Origin of the sequence: Mucilaginibacter gotjawali, from assembly GCF_002355435.1 — a bacterium.
Taxonomy (GTDB): domain Bacteria; phylum Bacteroidota; class Bacteroidia; order Sphingobacteriales; family Sphingobacteriaceae; genus Mucilaginibacter; species Mucilaginibacter gotjawali.
Genome location: NZ_AP017313.1, coordinates 4,271,946 through 4,285,867, shown reverse-complemented (window position 1 = coordinate 4,285,867; position 13,922 = coordinate 4,271,946). Strand labels below are relative to the sequence as shown.

Sequence of the window (13,922 nt, the reverse complement as noted above, 5' to 3'; positions counted from 1 at the left end):
ATCAGTAAAATTGTATCGTCCTGAAATATGAAACAATTGATTATCAGTAATTTACACAGATGTGCTAAAAAATGGCAATTTCGATATGGTTGATTATCAATCGATTAGATAAACGGCGTAATTTTTAAAATAGTGAAACATGCTGATAATGAGCGTGTTTCACAGCGTTCCGCGTGTTCCGTGTGCAAAAGTGGAACGCTTGCGTAAATAGCCTGTTATTATTGCTGTTGTGGGTTTTTTGGGCATCATGGTGTGTTTATTTTAAATTATGTTTGTAATCGATTGCATAAGGCTGTTGACTCAATGGCATTGTGGAATTGTGAACCATTATTTTACCGGTTAATATTTTAAAAGCGTAATTTTTATGATAAAAAGGGAGGGGTGTTTTTTAATAATTATGTTAGCTGCTGTACTGCAGCTAAAAGCGCAGCCGGGGCAGCCAAAAGGGTTAAAATATTATTATAAAAACTATTTCCCCGTTGGCGTTGCAGTTTCGGCTGCAGATTTAAAGGACCCGGGAGAAGTTGCGCTAATACTCAGTCAATTTAACAGCCTTACGCCGGAGAATGCCATGAAAATGGGGCCTATTCACCCGGAGGAAAACCGCTATAACTGGAAAGATGCGGATTCTATCGTGGCATTTGCGCAGGCACATGGTTTAAAGGTACGGGGACATAACCTTTGCTGGCATGAGCAAGCCCCCACATGGCTGTTTAAAGATAGTTTGGGTAACCTGGTGACCAAAGAGGTGTTGCTGAAAAGATTAAAAGATCATATTACTACGGTTGTAAACCGCTATAAAGGGAAAATATATGCCTGGGATGTTGTAAACGAAGCCATTGATGACGACAGTACCAAGTTTTTACGGAATTCGCTGTGGTACCAGATCTGCGGTGATGATTTTATAACCAAAGCATTTGAATATGCGCATGAGGCCGACCCCAACGCCATGCTATTTTATAACGATTACAATACCGAACGCCCCGAAAAACGAGAACGTGTTTACCGCCTGCTGAAACAATTGGTTGATGCCGGGGTAGCCGTTAATGGGGTTGGCATCCAGGCGCATTGGTCGGTTTATGAACCCGGTCAAAAAGACCTGGTTGAAACGATCAAAAAGTTTGCGTCGCTCGGGTTGAAGGTCCAGGTAACGGAACTGGATATCTCCATCTATCCCTGGGAAAAAAACCAGCGTTCGCTGCGGCCGGGGGAATCGGAAGTCTATACAGCTGACCTGGAGAGAAAGCAAATTGAAAAATATGCTGAAGTATTTAAAATATTTCGCCAATACAGGGAGGTAATAACCGGGGTTACTTTTTGGAATATCTCTGACCGGAACACCTGGCTCGATAACTACCCGGTACATGGGAGAAAAAACTATCCTTTGCTGTTCGATCAAAAACTTCAGCCCAAAAAGGCCTGGTGGAAAGTGGTTGATTTTTAAAGATTAACCCATAACTTGTATAAGCTTTTTTGGTTGATTCCCCTTCGGGGTGCTATTGAGTGGGTAACAGGTGAATATTTTAACATCTGTAAAAGAATGCGCGGAATATTATATCTTTAGGTATTTTGAATACATGTACCGCCAACTGATATTGTTTTTGCTGCTCAATAGCTTGCTGCTTCCGGTAAGGTCACAAAAACTGGATAATATTAAGCCTGCCTATATCTCGGTAAAAGACGGCCTGCCCGATGCTACCATTAATTCAATTTGCCAGGATGATGACGGTTTTTTATGGATCGGAACCAATAATGGCCTGAGCAGGTATGATGGGGTGGAATTTAAGAATTTCTACCATTCAAAAACCAATCCCTCGTTGCCCGGGAACGACATTAAATCATTGCAAAAATTGCCGGGGCACAGGTTATTGGTTGCCACCACAACAGGTTTGTGCCTGTTCAATACCCGGGCAAATACCTTTACAAACCTGCTCGTTCCGGCTTCTGCAAAAATGTTCCCTTTTGAAAATAATTTTACGATGGTTAAAATTGATAAGGGTAACAATATTTGGGCCGCCTCCCAAACCTGCCTTTATAAACTTGATCAACATCTCCGGGTGCTGCAGGTTACCAGGGGGCTAAGTGAACAGGAAATAGGGGTAGCAGGGGTGTTATTTGTTGAAAGTATCGTACCACTACCCGATGGAAACGTGCTTTTCAGGTTGTTACACGCCAAAAGGCCTCAATATTATATCTATACACCTGCTGATGGCAAAATCATTCCGTTAAATCAAAAAAAGATTTTCCCCTGGCGATGCTTGATAATTTAAACGTGAGGGACATTGCATTTGATTACCAGGGCAATGCCTGGTTTGTTAAGCATTTGGTAGATAGTGTTTTCTTTTTTAATTCAGGCTCCGGCCGGATCTCCGGGGCTTCCTTTAATCATATGCCGGGCAAAGGTCAAATCTATTTTAACAGCCATATAAGCCTGATAAATAACCGCCTTGCGGGCTGCACCCTGAGCGACGGCGGATTAGTAAACTGGAACAGCGATCCCTCGGCTTTTGCGAGACAGGGGCTGAGCAGCAATGTTTTATTGCCTGATGCACACGTTATCTGCGCCTTGTATGATAACGAAAACAACCTTTGGATAGGTACCTTAAACGGGCTATATAAATTTAGCTTAATAGCAAAAGCAGTTACCACATCAGTATTGCCGGAATATACGGCTGATCATCGCGGAATTGACCTGGCGGGGATTTTTATGGTCAATAAAAAGATCTTTCTGTCAACTACCGGTGGTGGGGTGTTTTATACCAAACAAATAGATGAACCCTGGAGGTCGATCTCCTGGAAAAATAACAGCGAACTTAACATTACCTGGAATGTAAGAGCGGCGGGCAGGGATACTTACTGGATAGGCACGCAAAAAGGCGTATATGAGTGGAAAGAAGATACAAGGCAATTGAAACTGGTAAATTGGCCCGGAAATGCTAAATTGATTGAAAGCTACCCCATAGTAACCCAATTTACTGATAAGGAAAATACCCTTTGGATGGGGCTCGGTTTTGGGGGAGGGCTGGCAGCTTATAATTTGAAAGATCACAACTTAAAGATCTATTCAAAAACCAATAATGAAAATAATTTGCCGATACGGTTCCCGGTCACTATTGCGGAGGATGAATACGGCGATTTGTGGATGGGGGGCGTTGAAGGCCGCGGCCTGGTAAAATGGGAGAGGAAAACAGGCAGGTTTACCATTTTTCCGCCATTATATAATACGGATTTTGATAACGGCGTAATCAATTCATTATACGCCGACCATAAAGGAAAAGTATGGCTGGGCACCAATTCCGGCTTGGTAAAATTTGATATTTTGACACACAGCGTCCAAAAATATGATATGCCGGGGGGCTTGTCATCCAATACCATTTATAGCCTTACAGCCGACAATAATTATCATTTGTGGATAGGGACAAAAAATGGGTTGAATTGTATGGACCTTCGTAAAGCTCGTTTTTTTTCATTCAGCGGTTATTTTCAATTGTCAGATGAGCCGGTGATTAATGTAAAGTTCGATTCCGCTGCAAATAAGATCTATTTTAATACCCGCCACACATTTAACAGCCTTAACCCGGATGAGTGGTTGCAACCGCGTGGATCACCTAAGATTTTGATTACGGCTGTTACCTCTTCAGGCGATAATTTAAATCCGGCCACCACGATCAACCTTCCCGCTAACGACAATAATATCAGTATTGCGTACAGTGCTGTAAACCTGGTAGATGGCCCGCAAAATAAATATTTTTACCGGCTGAACGAATTAAGTAAAAATTGGATTGCCGCAGGCAGTACCAGGCAGATAACATTTTCCAATCTTTTATCAGGTAAATACACTTTCAGGGTAAGGGCGCAATTGTCAGACGGGACGATGAGCAGAAATGAGGCGACGTTACTATTTTCGGTAGACACACCTTATTACAAAAGCTGGATTTTTATCATTTCGGTTGTTATGCTTGTTGCAGGAGTGATCTATTTATTATACTTAAACCGGATAAGGCAGCTGATGCATCTGCAATCTATCCGTAACAGCATTGCTACAGATCTGCATGATGATATCGGTTCGACCCTGAGCAATATCAATATTCTAACCGAACTCAGCCGGGCAAATCTCAATGAGCCAGATAAGGCGAAAAGCTTTTTAAAAAGGATAACAGAGGAAGTAAATACTTCAAATCAATCGTTAGATGATATCGTATGGAGCATAAATTCCCTTAATGACAGTTTTGATGAGATAACTGCGCGGATGCGAAGATATGCCGCAGAGATATTTGAAGGGGCAAATATTGCATACCACGTGCATGTCGATGAAAAACTTTCACAAAGGAAACTGCACATGGAAAAGCGAAAGGATATTTATCTTGTTTTTAAGGAAGCTGTTAATAATATCTACAAGCATGCAGAGGCTTCAAGTGTGGAGATAAACATGAAGACCGATCAGCATTTTTTTCAAATGATCATAAGCGATAACGGTCGTGGCTTTGATACAGCTAAACCTTCGGTACGTAACGGACTGAAAAACATGAAAACAAGGGTGGCAAAATGGAGGGGAAGTTTGACAGTTTTATCGGTCGCAAATAAAGGAACTGTTGTCACTATCATCGTCCCCATTACATAATAATCACTCAAATGAGTGATAGGCTATTAAATACTAAACTGTAATTTAGCATACATGCCGGTAAGTATAGTTTTATTTGAGGATAACGATCGCTTGAGGGAATCTTTAGCCTACCTGTTAAACAGCGACCCTGAATATACAGTAACCGGCGATTATAACAATTGTAACCAGGCGGTGGAAATTATAGAAGAACTTGCCCCTGATGTGGTACTGATGGATATTGATATGCCCGGCAAAACGGGTATATCAGGGGTGGCAATGGTTAAACAAACCCGGCCAGACACTGCTGTGATCATGTACACCGTTTTTGAAGACGATGAAAGGTTATTTCAGTGTCTTTGCGCGGGCGCAAACGGGTATTTGTTAAAAAAAACCCCTCCGGCCCGTTTGTTTGATGCGATACAGGAAGTATTGAATGGGGGCGCGCCAATGTCGCCAAATATTGCCCGAAAGGTGCTCAACTCCTTTCAGCAAAAAACTGATAACTTATACAATTTAACCGACCGGGAGACAGAAGTATTACAGCTTTTGGTAAAAGGGAACAGCATTAAAGTGATAGCAGACGCATTAAATATGGCTTTCGATACAGTGCGTTCCCACCTGAAGAAAATTTATCTGAAACTCCACGTCAATTGCGGTAAAGAAGCAATAGCAAAAGCGCTGAACGAAAAACTTATCTAGGATAACGTCTCCGGTACCATTCTTTGTTTACGCATAACGAGGATCGGTCAATCCCGGTAATATGCCAGCCTTACACGATTTTTTTGTTTTAAAAGTAACGGTAGGGCCGAAACTTGGGGAGAGATAATGTCTCCTGTTAGATGGATATCAGCTGCGTCAAATGAAAAAAAAATCTTTAGCCTTGCGACTACAGACCTTTGACTTAGAAAAAGGTAACCCCAAAGTGAATATTTGGGGCTCAGCCGGTTTACAAATTTTAAATAAAGCGTTCCCCCATTTTTTTTAAATATTTTAGGGCCGGTTTTTCTATTGCATAATAAGTGATGGTGCTAAAAATCAGTGTTCCTGTAGCTACGTAGCAAGCGCTGATAATAAGGTAGTTATTGGTGTTAAGGCCGAATGATTTTGATATTTTATCATAGGTATCAATAAATAGAAAGTGATTTACATATAACGAATAGGAGATGAGGCCTAAAAAGTAAACTACTTTGCTTGATAAAAATCGATTGATAACATTTCTTTCTGTTATGTGAACCATAAAAAAGGGCATTAAAAGTATTATCAAAATATCCGTCTTTTTAAAAAACAGAAAAACAACTAAAGGGATGGCTGAGTATTTTAAAAGCACAGCTCGTTTTTTTATTCTTTCGAAACTTAAATAGGCGAAAATACCTAACAGATAGTCTGCAATAGTTCGTAAAAAACTTGACGGACCCCGGGTAAATAAAATTACCGGGTTAAACCCATGAATTTTTTGTAATGAATAAGAATTACCCCAGTTTAAAAAATCGTTCCTGAAAATACTTATCGCTATAAATATTGTAATTGATGACAATATTAGGATCCAGGCTTTGTTTCTGATTTTCCATGTCAAATAAAACGCTAATGGTAAGAAAAAATAAATAACCCATTCATTAGTTAATGACCAGCCTGGCGAAATCAGGGAATTGTTTGAGAAAGAAAAGACCCCTTGTAATAAAGTTAAATTAACAATAAGGCTTTCAACTTCTCCAAAATGAAAAAGAAAAAAATACAATAGTGTTGCAACGATATATAAAGGAAAGATCCTGCAAAACCGTTTATACATAAACGCTTTATAGTCATGTATAAACAGGTGATTATTAAAGCTGGCTGATGATGTTAAACTTAATAAAAAGCCGCTCAGCACAAAAAACAGATCGACGGAAAGATAGCCATGACCAATAAGAACCGACAAATAATGATTAATTAGCTGCGGTTTTTTATGGAATAGCACTACATACCAATGGAAAATAATAACATAAACGGCAGCCAGGCCGCGGATACCCGTTAAACTCTTTATTTCATTAGCGCCGATAGGTTTTATTGGTCGTGTTGTGTGTATTTGTGCCAGGTTTATTTATTTTTTTAGTGTAGCTAATAATTTACCAAAGAATAATTCTTTTTAGCAAACTTAATGTAATTTAAATAATGTCAAACCTCTTTGTGGCTATAATCGGCCCGGCGAGCAACTAATTGCTATAGACGGAAAAATGCTTCAGCCTAATTACTAAGGACTTTTGACATAGTAGGAGCAGGACTAAAGTTGAACCGCTTTTTTGAGGATTTGACGCGTTTAGCGAATATTTCTCTTAAGCTCCTATAGTACCTGTTTTAACATTTCCGGCACGAGCGTAATTGGCAACAATAACACCACCAGGTGTAACAAGGCTCTCGGTTAATTTAAATGCTGCCGGCATGGTGCCATTATCAAACAGCTTTTTCCCTTCACCAAGCGTCACCGGGTAGATTTTGAGCCAAAGTTCGTCCACCAGATCATGCTGCAATAGCAATTGAGTGAGCTCGCCGCTGCCCCATACTTTGATGTCAGAACCTTCGGAATTTTTGAGCTTTTCGATATCTGCCACGCTTGTAAGGAATACTGAGTTTTCCCATGGCGACTCTTTCATTGTGTTGGATATCACATATTTTGTGACCTCATTTATCCCCGGCCAATAGTCGGCGTGTGCTGGCCAGTAGGAGGCGAAAATCTCAAATGTTTTTCTGCCCAGCAGGAGATCCGCAGGCGCCATCTGTTTTTGCATCACCTTACCGCTAACTTCATCACCGTAAGGGGCACTCCAACCTCCATATTTAAAACCGCCTGACGTATCTTCTTCAGGTCCGCCGGGTGCCTGCATTACTCCATCTAATGTTATAAATTCCAAAACGATTATCTTTCTCATATGGGCTTAATTGAAATTGTTGCCTCGTTGTTTATTTTTTTAATAATTCGAAAATATTTATGGAAGCATCTTTTTAATGCCAGATACCATCATGTTTACTTTAAAAAGTCTTCCAGGTAATCTAATAGGATTTTCGTCTGCATCATCAGGCTTACATGCCCTTGCGAAGGAACAATGGCCAAATGCGATTTTGGCATCGGTGCCATATCAGCAGATATACCGCCTCCCAGCAATTGATATGTTTTCGCCAACTCAATTTTATCCAGGCCATCATTGTCGCCAGAAATGATCAATACCGGCGAAGTGATTTTTGCAATATTACTGTCACCCATGTCGAATGGCGAGGCAACAAAAGCAAACATCTGTTCTGTAAACTTTGTCCATTTTGTTTTATCCGGCGCTATCGCATCGTATGCCGCTTTCATGGGCGAATTGGCAAATAATTCCGGCTTCATTACTTTAAACGCATTGGTTACCTGGGGCAGCCAGCCGGTACTTTTATAAGTAGATGAAATGATCACTAATTTGTTTACCCGTTTAGGGCTTTGTATGATCAATTGGTAAGCTACGGAGCCCCCCATGCTGTATCCTACAATATCAGCACTGTCAACTTTTAAATAATTCATTACGCCTTCTACGTCGCTTGCCATATCAGGCAGGTCTAATTTTCTATCAGAATACTGCGTGTGCCCATGTCCCTGCATTTCAATGGCAATTACTTTTCTTGTTTTCGACAATTCAGGTATTAATTGCCCCCAGTTCATCGCAATGTTCATAAAAGCACCATGCAGCAAAACCAGGGGCTTACCCTCGCCATATACTTCGTAATAAACTTTAATGCCATTAACAGGCGCGTAGCCACTTTCAGCAGGTTTACTTTGTTGTCCTTTAGATTGAAACACAGTAAAAAACAGAAGAGCAATTATTAATGCCGGTTTGAGGGAATCAGATCCCTTGGTTTCACTTTTCATAATAGGTTATTTTAATTTATTTGTCTTTACAAAGATCGGCGCATTTCAAGGATTTTACGCCGGGTAAGCGTGACAAAATAAGGGGTAGATTGGGACAAATAACCCCGAAGAAAAATTGCGGCTGCCTGCATTCGCTTAAATAGCGATTAGGGTAAGAAAAAAACCAGGGCTTTTGACCTGAGGTTTTCAATTGCCATTTGCCGGAACAGGACCCGAACCTATTTTCCGCCTTTGGGTGGATTAGAGTCTTCAGGTTAACCAATCCGCTTATAATTTGCTCCAGTACGTTACGCAGATGAGTTCATTCGGTTGTTGATACTCTTTTAATTGGGCAACATCGGCAATGGTGTATCCTAAGACAATAAATGAGTTCTTCTGTATACGGCGGGAGTTTGCCCCGTTTTTGATTTAAATATCCGGTTAAAAGCCGCTTCCGACTGATAACCAACGTTTGCTGCAATTTCTGATATATTGCTGTTATCAGTCAATAATAGCTTTTGGGCTTGTCCAATGCGCCAATTAGTAAGATAGCTCAGCGGTGTTTCACGTAATAATTTTTTAAACTGATTAAAGAAAACGGAACGTGACATGCCAATCTCCGATGAAAGAGATTCCAGCGTCCAATCGTTTTGAGGGGAGTCCTGTATCAGCTTCAACGCCTTACTGATCCTTGCGTCGTTTAATGCGGAAAGAAAACCATGGTCAGGCACAGCCTGTTCTAAATATGCCCTGATGATACTGACAAACATTATTTCAGACAAGCATTTCAGCATTACCCCGCTTCCCGGCCGTTCGTTATTGAGTTCTTCCAGCATTAATTCAGCAACCTGCTTTAACAATAGCTGGTTTTCTGTTACATATTGCTTGATATGGATTATTGGCGGCAAATCCTTTAAAAAAGGGTGCAGGGGTTGGTAAGCAAATTCAAAATGGCCCGCTATAAGGATGGTTACATCGCCATTGCCTTTAAAAACCTCTATCCCCGCCCTGCGGGCCTTAACAAATTCGGGCGATGGCATGCGTAAGCTTGTAGATTTATCAGCTATCCAATGGGCGCTTCCGTGAGGTACAAATACCAGATCGCCCTCCGCCAATTCAATGATACGGCCATCAGGCGAGCCAACCGTACAACTACCACTCACCAATCGCCAGAATTGCGAATTTTCGTCCTTAACAACATCTAATCCCCATGGGGCTGCAAAGGGGAACTTGTTGTAAACAACACTTCTCAGCCGGGTTGCCTCTAATACGGTGCTTAAAGCGTCCATTTTAATAAAATTGATACGATTAAGCAAATATATAACACTTTTTAATACTTTAAGTATTTAACAGCATGGTAGCTTTGTATAAATAAATAATCAATGAAAATGACAACTCAAGAACTAGCCAATCGTTACTTTGATCTTTTTCAACAAAGACAAGTAGCAGAAATTTATCAAAGCCTTTATAGCGCCGATATTATTTGTACCGAACCAGAACATGCCCTCTCAATGGGCGTACCTACCATAACCAGGGGTATTGAAGCGGTTTTAGCAAAGTCAAAAGCCAGACAAGAGATTATTGCAGAAGTACACAGCTTCTTTTGCAGCGAACCGGTGGTTGGCGGCAACTATTTTAGCCTGGCCATGGGTAGGGACATGACCTTAAAAACCGGGCAGAGGTTACAAGTGGCAGAAATTGCCGTTTTTGGCGTAAAGGATGATAAGATCATATCCGAAACCTTTTTTTATTAGCCCAATTTGGTTGCAGGAATCGAGCCTATGCCCGCCTTTTGGCGGGTATGAGCCCGACGATCTGCCAAAGCTTTAAACGAAAAAAGCCTTCAGACTTACGACTAAAGACTTTTGACTTAGAAAGAGGTAGCCCCAATCGGACTAACTCGAGCTGCTTTTTAGAAGAAATGCATAAATTAACCGCTATATATGAGTTGATTCGTGCCTCGTCTCGGGACAAGGAAATTGCCGGGTTTGGAGGGTTCAATCGTTTGGCCTCCGTTGTAAATCTGCATTCTCAAGTAATTGAAGCGGAGACGGCCCAAAACCTGTTCCAATAACAAAGTACAACTGATATCGTGCTTTGCTGTTGTGATCATGGACATTCCAAAGGAGAATGATGGGCCTTCACTGCGGTTATAAAATATCCAGGTCGCGTGCCACATAATAACTGGGCACGAGCAGCCGGAATCCGGCCTTGCGCAGTTTGGAAATATCTGTAAGGCCCTCAAACGGATCGGCCAGCGGCGCTTCCACCTCATCGAAGGTATCGCCCGCCTTTCCCACTGAATCGGCAAGTTCATATAAGGTGATCGGCGCATCATCGGCGATATTAAAGATTTCCCCGTTCAGGCCGTCCCGTTCCAGTAGCATGATCAGGGCCTGGGTCACATCCAAATGGTGCACCATGTGCATGCGCGAACCTGAATGGCGCTTCATTTTTTTAAGCAGCGGGATGATCTCTTCGATATGCGGGTCCTTATCCCCATAAACAAAGCCCAAACGCAATATGCGCACATCCATCTCTTTTTTTAACAGTTCCTGCTCGGCCGCAATCTTGCTGGACGCATAGGGTCTCGGGTCATTCATATTCACGGGGTCGTCCTCCTTCGCCGGGTGCCCGTAGCCGGACCCGTATACATTGCTGGTGCTGACAAAAATAAAGCGTTTCACGCCCGCGGCAACTGCCGCATCGGCAAGGGCTACCGAACCCTCATGGTTGGTCTTGATGATCCCTTCGTTATCGGTAAACGTGCGGAACAACGCCGCCAAATGGATTACCGCGTCTATGTCCGCTAACGCGGGCGTTAAACTGGCGGCATTAAAAAGATCGCCTGTCACCACCTCGGCGCCCAGTGTCGCTAACACGGTTGCCTTGGAGGCATCACGAACCAAAATACGCACGTCATAGCCTTTGGCCAATAAACGGGGAACAAAGCGGCTACCGACCTTGCCGGTAGCCCCGGTAACTAATATTTTCATAACCCAAAGTTCGGGTTAAAACCGGCACTGTTTAAACAATAATCAAACCAATAAGTATGATTATCAAACCTTGCGCAAGGATTTAGGCGTAACGCCCGTCACCCGCTTGAAAAAGTTATTAAAGTAAGTCGGGTAACCAAAACCGAGCGCATAAGCGATGTCCGCCACACCCCAGTCGGTATGCTGCAGGAGTGCCTTAGCCTCCGCGGCGATGCGTTCCGCAATATGTACCGAGGTCGGCTTGCCGGTAACCGTTTTTACTGCCCTGTTCAGGTAATTGATATGCACCGCCAGCTTAGCGGCAAAATCCTGGGCCGTCCGCAATTTCAGCGGCTCCGCGGTGTGCTCAATCGGAAATTGTCTTTCCAGCAGGTCCATAAATAAGTGTGCCATCCGGGCCGCGCCGTTGACTGGCTGCTGCACAGGTGGCTGTATTGACAAAGCTTCATGGATAATAATTTCGATACAGCTTTTGATCAGGTCGCTCTTATACGCATAATCCCCATCACGCGCGGCTAGCATCTTCCCGAAAATGCCCCTCATGAAAGCCGCCTGTTCGCTGTTCAACCGGATGAGTGGGTTCTGCCCGGCGTTAAACAAGGGCGACTTTTTGACAATCGCCGGCATAAAGGCTTCGGTAAAAATGCACGCGTAGCCCGTGGTCGACGTAGAGCGGCGCAGCACCGAGCGCGGTACCCTGGGATTGACAAAAAACAACACGGTATCCTTTAGTTCTACCACCCGGTCGCCATAAACCATGGTCATTTCACCGGTTACCAGGCCCATTTTATAAAAATCCCGGCGGCCGTGCACGGCCGGTACGTCCACGAGCGCGGGTAGTTCATGCACCTTAAAACCTTGCAGCCGCAGTTCGGCCATATTAACGCCCGGAATTTCTTCTGTCATCCGGCAAAGTTAAGCAAATCAAACCTTATTGATGAAAAGCGAATTTCAGTCCGGGATCGGTCAAACACCTTTTTCCTTTCGCATCATGCTTAAGAATGCCGGCGTAATGCCTAAATAACCGGCGATATGTTTTTGGGCGATGCGCTGCTCCAGCCCGGGGTGGCGCATACGGAATTCGAGGTAGCGTTCTTCGGCGGTTTTGTACAGTTGTGAGGTGATGCGCCGCTGGAAAAGTTCGAAGCCATTTTGGGTAAGGATGCGGAAAAAGCGCTCGAACTTAGGGATGGTTTGTAACAATTCTTCTAGACGGGGAAGCGAGACGTAATATACCTCGCCGTCTTCCAGCGCCTGGATGGCATTTGCGGAGGGTTTTGCATTAAAAAAGCTCACAATATCGCAAACCCACCAGTTTTCGGGGTAAAAACCGATGATGTGGTCTTCCCCGCTCTTATCGGTATAAAACATGCGCAGGCAGCCGCGCTTGACGAAATAAACGTAGCGTTCGGTTTCTCCCGCGTTTAGCAGCCACTTGCGCTTCTTTACTTCCTTAAGCTGGAAGAAGGCAAGCGCCTGCTCCTGTTCGGCAGGAGCAAGCGCTATATGCAGGGCAAAATTGTTCAGGATCAGCTGGTGCATGTGCTAAGATACGTATTACAACGCAACCCGGCGCGTCATGTACAATTTCAGGTCGGCGAGCGCAGCCAGGCGCAGCGGTTCGGCTATCTCGCGGTAAGCATCGCTTTGCGCCACGGTTAAAAATGCTTCGACGCTGGCATATTCCACGATGAGGATGGCGTCCCAGTCCTCGCCTTCATCAGCCACCACGCTGGCTAATACGTCGCTCAGTAGTTCCATTTTGGCTTCCAGCCCCAACAGTTCCATCACCCGGTTAAATGCCGGGAGGTATTCCTCTATATACAGGCGACGGTCCGCGAATTTAAGCATATTCAGCATCAGTACCGGGCCCGTGCCTTGCACGTTTTCCGGGATCGTTACTACTCTCATGTTAGGTGAGTATGATTTCTTGTATACTTTTTATATTTTCCATAACCCAAAGGTCGCCCGGCCCGGTCACAAAAAAGTTCAACTGGTTGAAGATTTTAAAAAAAGTAAAATGGATGGCGGCAAGGTTTCCGCCCGGTCAATTTTAGGAATGGGTATTAAAACGGATATGTGCAAGGTAAGGCGTCAGTTGCTGCATGCGCTTTTTTCGCCTCTCTCAGCGCCTCATAATCCTTCACCGTCAGCATGCGCAAATTTAGTATAAAGGCGTCAGGTTTTTTTTAACGAATTCCGATTTCAGCGCCATCGCGCCGAAGCCCCCGATCTTGCAATACGACTAAAGACTTTTGACTTAGAAAAAGGTAGCGGGAGCAGGACTCGAACCTATGCCCGCCTTTTGGCGGGTATGAGCCCGGCGAGCAGCCAAATCTCCAGAACGAAAAAAGTCTTCAGACTTACGACTAAAGACTTTTGACTTAGAAAAAGGTAGCGGGAGCAGGACTCGAACCTATGCCCGCCTTTTGGCGGGTATGAGCCCGGCGAGCAGCCAAATCTCCAAAAC

At 43.5% G+C, this 13,922-nt stretch carries 13 protein-coding genes; 5 read left to right on the top strand and 8 right to left on the bottom strand.

Going from position 1 to position 13,922, the window contains the following annotated elements; genetic code table 11:
• The first annotated feature begins 397 nt into the window (after positions 1 to 397).
• From MgSA37_RS18895 to MgSA37_RS18880, 4 genes are all read left to right on the top strand, one after another.
• Positions 398 to 1,444, top strand: coding sequence for an endo-1,4-beta-xylanase (locus tag MgSA37_RS18895; protein ID WP_232010681.1), 1,047 nt, complete (start codon positions 398 to 400; stop codon positions 1,442 to 1,444).
• Positions 1,445 to 1,577: 133 nt separating this feature from the next.
• Positions 1,578 to 2,270: a ligand-binding sensor domain-containing protein gene (locus MgSA37_RS18890; protein WP_096354110.1), complete on the top strand. Its 693-nt coding sequence runs from the start codon at positions 1,578 to 1,580 to the stop codon at positions 2,268 to 2,270.
• Positions 2,255 to 4,621: a sensor histidine kinase gene (locus MgSA37_RS18885; protein WP_096354109.1), complete on the top strand. Its 2,367-nt coding sequence runs from the start codon at positions 2,255 to 2,257 to the stop codon at positions 4,619 to 4,621. The genes MgSA37_RS18890 and MgSA37_RS18885 overlap by 16 nt, the downstream gene beginning before the upstream one ends.
• 54 nt (positions 4,622 to 4,675) lie before the next feature.
• The gene (locus MgSA37_RS18880; protein WP_096354107.1) at positions 4,676 to 5,302 is read left to right on the top strand and encodes a response regulator; all 627 of its coding nucleotides are present in this window, start codon (positions 4,676 to 4,678) and stop codon (positions 5,300 to 5,302) included.
• 256 nt (positions 5,303 to 5,558) lie between these two features.
• Here MgSA37_RS18880 and MgSA37_RS18875 read toward each other — a convergent pair whose 3' ends face one another.
• The 4 genes from MgSA37_RS18875 to MgSA37_RS18860 form a co-directional block, all read right to left on the bottom strand.
• Positions 5,559 to 6,623, bottom strand: a complete 1,065-nt coding sequence (locus MgSA37_RS18875) for an acyltransferase family protein (protein ID WP_262497485.1) — start codon at positions 6,621 to 6,623, stop codon at positions 5,559 to 5,561.
• A 289-nt stretch (positions 6,624 to 6,912) separates the two neighbouring features.
• Positions 6,913 to 7,506: a dihydrofolate reductase family protein gene (locus MgSA37_RS18870; RefSeq protein WP_096354104.1), complete on the bottom strand. Its 594-nt coding sequence runs from the start codon at positions 7,504 to 7,506 to the stop codon at positions 6,913 to 6,915.
• Positions 7,507 to 7,601: 95 nt separating this feature from the next.
• Positions 7,602 to 8,477, bottom strand: coding sequence for an alpha/beta fold hydrolase (locus MgSA37_RS18865; protein ID WP_096354102.1), 876 nt, complete (start codon positions 8,475 to 8,477; stop codon positions 7,602 to 7,604).
• Positions 8,478 to 8,830: 353 nt separating this feature from the next.
• Complete coding sequence (locus tag MgSA37_RS18860) at positions 8,831 to 9,745, bottom strand: AraC family transcriptional regulator (protein ID WP_096354101.1); 915 nt, start codon at positions 9,743 to 9,745, stop codon at positions 8,831 to 8,833.
• 99 nt (positions 9,746 to 9,844) lie between these two features.
• Between MgSA37_RS18860 and MgSA37_RS18855 the strand changes: the two genes are divergently transcribed.
• On the top strand, positions 9,845 to 10,210 hold the full coding sequence (locus MgSA37_RS18855) for a nuclear transport factor 2 family protein (protein WP_157750642.1): 366 nt from the start codon (positions 9,845 to 9,847) through the stop codon (positions 10,208 to 10,210).
• A gap of 396 nt (positions 10,211 to 10,606) precedes the next feature.
• On the opposite strand, the gene MgSA37_RS18845 is transcribed toward MgSA37_RS18855, so the two are convergent.
• The 4 genes from MgSA37_RS18845 to MgSA37_RS18830 form a co-directional block, all read right to left on the bottom strand.
• Positions 10,607 to 11,452 (bottom strand): NAD-dependent epimerase/dehydratase family protein, encoded by an 846-nt coding sequence (locus MgSA37_RS18845; RefSeq protein ID WP_096354095.1) that lies wholly within the window; start codon positions 11,450 to 11,452, stop codon positions 10,607 to 10,609.
• 63 nt (positions 11,453 to 11,515) lie between these two features.
• Positions 11,516 to 12,358, bottom strand: coding sequence for a helix-turn-helix domain-containing protein (locus tag MgSA37_RS18840; protein WP_096354093.1), 843 nt, complete (start codon positions 12,356 to 12,358; stop codon positions 11,516 to 11,518).
• A 60-nt stretch (positions 12,359 to 12,418) separates the two neighbouring features.
• A complete protein-coding gene (locus tag MgSA37_RS18835; RefSeq protein ID WP_096354092.1) occupies positions 12,419 to 12,994 on the bottom strand; it encodes a Crp/Fnr family transcriptional regulator in 576 nt (191 codons plus the stop codon).
• Between the two features lie 15 nt (positions 12,995 to 13,009).
• Positions 13,010 to 13,363 carry a hypothetical protein gene (locus MgSA37_RS18830; protein WP_096354090.1) on the bottom strand — a complete coding sequence of 118 codons (354 nt, stop codon included), beginning with the start codon at positions 13,361 to 13,363 and terminating at the stop codon, positions 13,010 to 13,012.
• Positions 13,364 to 13,922: the final 559 nt, after the last annotated feature.

Coding starts and splice junctions, on each gene's coding strand:
- MgSA37_RS18880 (WP_096354107.1), top strand. CDS start 4,676: ATGCCGGTAAGTATAGTTTTATTTGAGGATAACGATCGCTTGAGGGAA.
- MgSA37_RS18895 (WP_232010681.1), top strand. CDS start 398: ATGTTAGCTGCTGTACTGCAGCTAAAAGCGCAGCCGGGGCAGCCAAAA.
- MgSA37_RS18885 (WP_096354109.1), top strand. CDS start 2,255: ATGCTTGATAATTTAAACGTGAGGGACATTGCATTTGATTACCAGGGC.
- MgSA37_RS18855 (WP_157750642.1), top strand. CDS start 9,845: ATGACAACTCAAGAACTAGCCAATCGTTACTTTGATCTTTTTCAACAA.
- MgSA37_RS18890 (WP_096354110.1), top strand. CDS start 1,578: ATGTACCGCCAACTGATATTGTTTTTGCTGCTCAATAGCTTGCTGCTT.
- MgSA37_RS18870 (WP_096354104.1), bottom strand. CDS start 7,506: ATGAGAAAGATAATCGTTTTGGAATTTATAACATTAGATGGAGTAATG.
- MgSA37_RS18830 (WP_096354090.1), bottom strand. CDS start 13,363: ATGAGAGTAGTAACGATCCCGGAAAACGTGCAAGGCACGGGCCCGGTA.
- MgSA37_RS18860 (WP_096354101.1), bottom strand. CDS start 9,745: ATGGACGCTTTAAGCACCGTATTAGAGGCAACCCGGCTGAGAAGTGTT.
- MgSA37_RS18840 (WP_096354093.1), bottom strand. CDS start 12,358: ATGACAGAAGAAATTCCGGGCGTTAATATGGCCGAACTGCGGCTGCAA.
- MgSA37_RS18865 (WP_096354102.1), bottom strand. CDS start 8,477: ATGAAAAGTGAAACCAAGGGATCTGATTCCCTCAAACCGGCATTAATA.
- MgSA37_RS18845 (WP_096354095.1), bottom strand. CDS start 11,452: ATGAAAATATTAGTTACCGGGGCTACCGGCAAGGTCGGTAGCCGCTTT.
- MgSA37_RS18835 (WP_096354092.1), bottom strand. CDS start 12,994: ATGCACCAGCTGATCCTGAACAATTTTGCCCTGCATATAGCGCTTGCT.